This window comes from Oleiphilus sp. HI0123 (assembly GCF_001635315.1).
Genome location: NZ_LWGE01000266.1, coordinates 1 through 4,654 on the forward strand (window position 1 = coordinate 1; position 4,654 = coordinate 4,654).

Below are 4,654 nucleotides of genomic sequence, written 5' to 3' on the forward strand. Positions count from 1 at the left end.
AATTTGCCCCCGATCTCCCAGGATCAGGGCCCTAAGTAGACCTTTATGTTCTTTATCTAGGAGTAAGTTATTGAGATAGTCACCTAAACTCATACGGTATGAATTCAGGCTAGAACGAACTCGGTCCGCCAATGTGAACCCAGCCTCATCTTCAGCACTTTCGAGCACCTCCACAATTCGTCCAATTGCCGAAATTTTTTTATAAAACAGGTACTGTTCGAAAGAGCTGCCGACAAAATTCAAGCTTGCTCGCGGAGGCTTCAAAACAACACTCAACTTGTAGTAGCGCTTCTTTAAATCGAGATTAAGGGTATGAGAAAATGAGAGCCTTACTTTTTTACCCAATATTTTTCCATTATTGTCTGATGCTTCAAGCACACAAAAATCAGCCTTTGAATACAAGTGATAATCCACCGGCACAGAACAAACATAAGCCTCAATAGTTTGACTCCCACTATCGAGAGATCTATCAAGACGCGCTTCCAAGTATTCAGCAATCAGAATGTGAGTAAACAGAAGACCAAGCAAGCAGCTTAAGAGCGGCAAAAATAGACGTGTCTTAACCAAGCCCAAGCAACAAATTGAAAACAAAATATAAATAAAGGCGGGTAACAATTCCCCATAACAATAGAGTATGATAGGGCCCACACAAAATGCGGCCATCAAATAGAACATAAACTCATCCTTGAGCCTGACTACGAAGTGAACTTTTTATGCCAAAAGATCTGATAAAAAAATATCTTCCAGATCCCGACGCAATTCGTGAAAACAAATCCCTTAAGTTCTTGGGACCTCTAGTTCACCAGCCTAACTTATGGCATTTAAACCGCCATTCAGTCACTAAGGCCTTTGCCATTGGCTTATTTTGGGCATGTATCCCTATGCCCTTTCAAATGGTTGCTGCGGCACTGTGTGCGCTGCGTTTCAACGCAAACCTACCGGTTTCCCTGGCCTTAGTGTGGATTAGCAACCCACTTACTATGCCACCTATTTTCTATGCAGAATACTTATTAGGCGCCTGGATTCTTGATATTCCCGCTTCACCTTTCGAGTATGAGCTTTCATTCGAGTGGTTAAAAGACAAACTATATGAAGTCGGTATTCCTATGTATTTTGGCTCTCTCGTAGCCGGCTGCGTACTTGGCGTCACAGGTTATTTCGGCATAGACGCCATTTGGAAACGCGCAACCCTTAGAAAGTGGCACCACCGAGTCGCTGCCAGAAAAGCGAGAAAAGATAACAAGTCCGTTTAAACTGAAGCCTGCTCTGCAGCACTCCAGGGCTTCAACACACCTTCTTCCATGATTAATACTCTGTCCATCTTGTGCGCTAATTGCGTATCATGCGTTACGACAACGAAGCCTGTATCCAGCTCACGCTGCAAGGTCAGCATCACATCTTGGATCTTTCGTGCTGTGGTTTCATCCAAATTTCCCGTCGGCTCATCCATCAATACGCACTTTGGCTGATTGACCAGCGCACGAGCAATGGCAACTCGCTGACGCTCTCCTCCCGACAACTCAGAAGGCTTATGTTTAGCGCGTGCTGACAAGCCCACTAAGTCAAGCAATTCAAGCGCTCGCGCTTCTGCCAAACGCCGTTTCTGGCCAGCAATGAATAAAGGCATAGCAATATTCTCTACCGCCGTAAACTCCGCTAACAAGTGATGAAACTGATAAACAAAGCCCAGATTCTGATTTCTCAACTCTGTTAGGCGCGCCTCTGAGCACTGACTCAAGTCGCTACCACAAAGCCTTACAAGACCTTCGCTCGCTTTATCCAAACCACCCAATATATTCAACAAAGTCGTTTTACCAGAGCCGGAAGCGCCCAATACGCTGACCGACTCCCCCTTGCTAAGGGTGAAGTCTAAATTCTGAAAAATCGAAATTGGCGCAACAGCATCATCATAGTTTTTTGAGATGCCTTTCGCCTCAATAATTACGCCATCATTCATAACGCAAAGCCTCCGCGGGTTGAACTTTGGAAGCCCGCCAAGCCGGGTAAAGTGTTGCTAACAAACTCATAATCAATGCTGTCCCGGAAATAACCAGCACATCATCAAGTAAAAGTTGAGAAGGTAAGTCACTAATAAAATAGACATCCGGGTTGAGAAACTGCATCTTCAGAAGACTCTCTATTCCCTGAATAATATCGCTGACATTCAAAGCGAGTAGCACGCCTAATACGGTGCCGACCAGGGTTCCTACGATCCCGATATAAGCACCTTGCACAACAAATATCCCCATAATCGCCTTGGGGCTCGCCCCCATGGTGCGGAGGATCGCTATGTCAGCTTTCTTATCCGTCACAACCATCACTAAAGTAGAGATAATATTAAAGGCGGCAACCGCAACAATAACCATCAACAATAGGCCAATCATAGTCTTTTCCATGCGAATTGCCTGAAACAGGTTTCCGTGGGTTCTGGTCCAGTCTACGCTATAAAAACCTTCATCCAGGTTCATCGCTATCTGGCGAGCAATATAGGGTGCATCAAACAGGTCATGCATTTTTAAGCGCAAGCCGTGCACTGAACCTTTGATACGTAACATTTTTGCCGCGTCATCCATATGAATCATGGTCAGCGAAGCATCCAGGTCGGCTCCTACACTGAAAATACCTTTTACAACAAAACGCTTTAACCTTGGAAACACACCTGCAGGCGTTAAGGAAGCTTCGGGTAAAACGACAGTGACTTTATCCCCGACATCAACGCGCAATTGCCGGGATAGTATTTCACCGATAATCATGCCGAACTCACCTGATTTCAAATCCTCAAGAGAACCTCGAATCATATGCTCACTGATAATCGAGACCGATGTTTCTTCTTCAGGTAAAACGCCATTCAGCTGAACACCGTGAACTGCACCGTTACGCGTCACCATTCCTTGAGCATTTATAAACGGCGCGGCAGCAAGCACTTTCTCATTTTCAAGTACAGAATCCTGAAGTGTTTGCCAGTCTCGCATATCACTATAAGGTTTAATCACTGCGTGCGGCACCATACCCAAGATTCTTTGCTGTAATTCACGATCAAAACCGTTCATAACAGAGAGCACAGTAATAAGTAGAGCCACACCAATTATCAAGCCCACCATCGACGTTAGCGAGATAAATGAAATGAAGTGGTTTTTGCGCTTCGCCGATGTATAACGAAGGCCAATTAAGACAGGATAGAATTTAAACATGGCGCGATTAAACCACAGCCCCCCTAAGCAAACAACACCTTGTTTGTCAGTTCCTTTGCGCGGCATTCACAAAAGCCGCAAATCAATTCAGCGAAGCGAGCATTTCTTTGCTTTAATTAAAGCTATATATCTTTTTAAACCTCTATTTGTTGAAGCAAGCTGTCCCGACTTATGAATGACGATATTGAAACCATTACCGAACTCGCCAATCGACGACAATATTTTCGCGTTGAAAATAAAGCGTCCGTTGACATTGTTCCCAGAGCTGACAATCAAACTGCAGCGGAATGTTTTGAACTAAGCCCCGAGTTTGGTCTGATCTCTGAGTTTCAGCTATTGGATGTTGAATCAAAGCATCTACTCCGAACGCTGACAGATAAAGATAAAAACCTGGGGCAGTTTTTAAAAGTAATGAACAAGAAACTCGACGCCTTATCGAGAGTGCTGGCAATGAACAACCAGCAAAACTCAAATGACAACATTCAAACTGTTAACTTGAGTGAAGGAGGCTTGGCACTTAAGAGTGAGTCGGAATATACCAAAGGGCAAAGCGTCGCAATCAAGCTTATTTTACTACCCAGCTATAGCGGCTTAATACTTGAAGGCGATGTACTTTCATGTCGAGGATCGCAATCACCTTATGAGGTGCATATTGCTTTTACCGATATATCGGAAGCTCACCAGCAGTTGATTGCACGCCATATTATGCGAGTCCAAACCCAAAACAGAGCATCCACCCCCACTTCATAAGTCTATAGATTCTACTATGAGCAATATCAAAGCGATTCAACTTGGCCTTAGCCAACTCAACAAAGTTATTCTAGGCAAAGAGAATGAAATTAAGCTAGCCCTGACCTGCTTGCTTGCTAAAGGCCACCTGCTCATCGAAGACTTGCCTGGCATGGGGAAGACAACATTAGCACACGCTTTAGCAGGAACTTTGGGCTTAAGCTATCAACGCATCCAATTTACCAGCGACTTACTACCTGGTGACTTACTGGGCCTGAATATTTTTAACCGAGAAGACGGTAAGTTCCATTTTCACCCCGGCCCGATATTTTCCAACCTTGTACTCGCTGACGAGATCAATCGTGCCAGCCCTAAAACCCAAAGTGCTCTGCTCGAAGCAATGGAAGAGCGCCAGGTCACACAAGAAGGTGAAACCCGCGCACTCCCTGAGCCCTTTTTCGTCATCGCCACTCAGAACCCTAGCGACCAGTCAGGTACTCACGCGCTGCCAGAGTCACAATTAGACCGATTTATGATGCGCATATCACTAGGTTACCCAAGTGAAGACGCTGAAAAACAACTACTCAAAGGTATTGATCGACGCGCGCTGGCAAATCAATTACAAGCAGTGTTGAACGAGAATACTCTCAGCAAAATTCAAGCTCTAGTATCCAAAGTTCAGTGCTCAGACAGTATCGTCAACTACGTCTACCGGCTGGCAACATTGAGTCGTT

Annotated in this window: 6 protein-coding genes; 3 read left to right on the plus strand and 3 right to left on the minus strand. The window is 44.9% G+C overall.

The window, feature by feature from the left end:
- The coding region (locus A3761_RS02615; RefSeq protein WP_156491529.1) for a DUF4131 domain-containing protein at positions 1–675 on the minus strand (675 nt) is incomplete at its 3' end.
- Positions 676–713: 38 nt separating this feature from the next.
- On the opposite strand from A3761_RS02615, the gene A3761_RS02620 reads away from it, so the two are divergent.
- Positions 714–1,253 carry a DUF2062 domain-containing protein gene (locus A3761_RS02620; protein ID WP_068509714.1) on the plus strand — a complete coding sequence of 180 codons (540 nt, stop codon included), beginning with the start codon at positions 714–716 and terminating at the stop codon, positions 1,251–1,253.
- On the opposite strand, the gene A3761_RS02625 is transcribed toward A3761_RS02620, so the two are convergent.
- Positions 1,250–1,957: an ABC transporter ATP-binding protein gene (locus tag A3761_RS02625; RefSeq protein ID WP_068516280.1), complete on the minus strand. Its 708-nt coding sequence runs from the start codon at positions 1,955–1,957 to the stop codon at positions 1,250–1,252. The two genes, A3761_RS02620 and A3761_RS02625, sit on opposite strands and share 4 nt — an antisense overlap.
- On the minus strand, positions 1,950–3,191 hold the full coding sequence (locus tag A3761_RS02630; protein WP_068516277.1) for a lipoprotein-releasing ABC transporter permease subunit: 1,242 nt from the start codon (positions 3,189–3,191) through the stop codon (positions 1,950–1,952). Before A3761_RS02630 ends, A3761_RS02625 begins: the two co-directional genes overlap by 8 nt.
- Before the next feature lie 171 nt (positions 3,192–3,362).
- Here A3761_RS02630 and A3761_RS02635 point away from each other — a divergent pair, with 171 nt between their 5' ends.
- Together A3761_RS02635 and A3761_RS02640 are read left to right on the plus strand one after the other, a co-directional pair.
- The gene (locus A3761_RS02635; protein ID WP_082865155.1) at positions 3,363–3,941 is read left to right on the plus strand and encodes a PilZ domain-containing protein; all 579 of its coding nucleotides are present in this window, start codon (positions 3,363–3,365) and stop codon (positions 3,939–3,941) included.
- A gap of 16 nt (positions 3,942–3,957) precedes the next feature.
- Positions 3,958–4,654, plus strand: a 697-nt coding sequence (locus A3761_RS02640) for a MoxR family ATPase (protein ID WP_068749753.1), incomplete at its 3' end; no start/stop codon positions are given.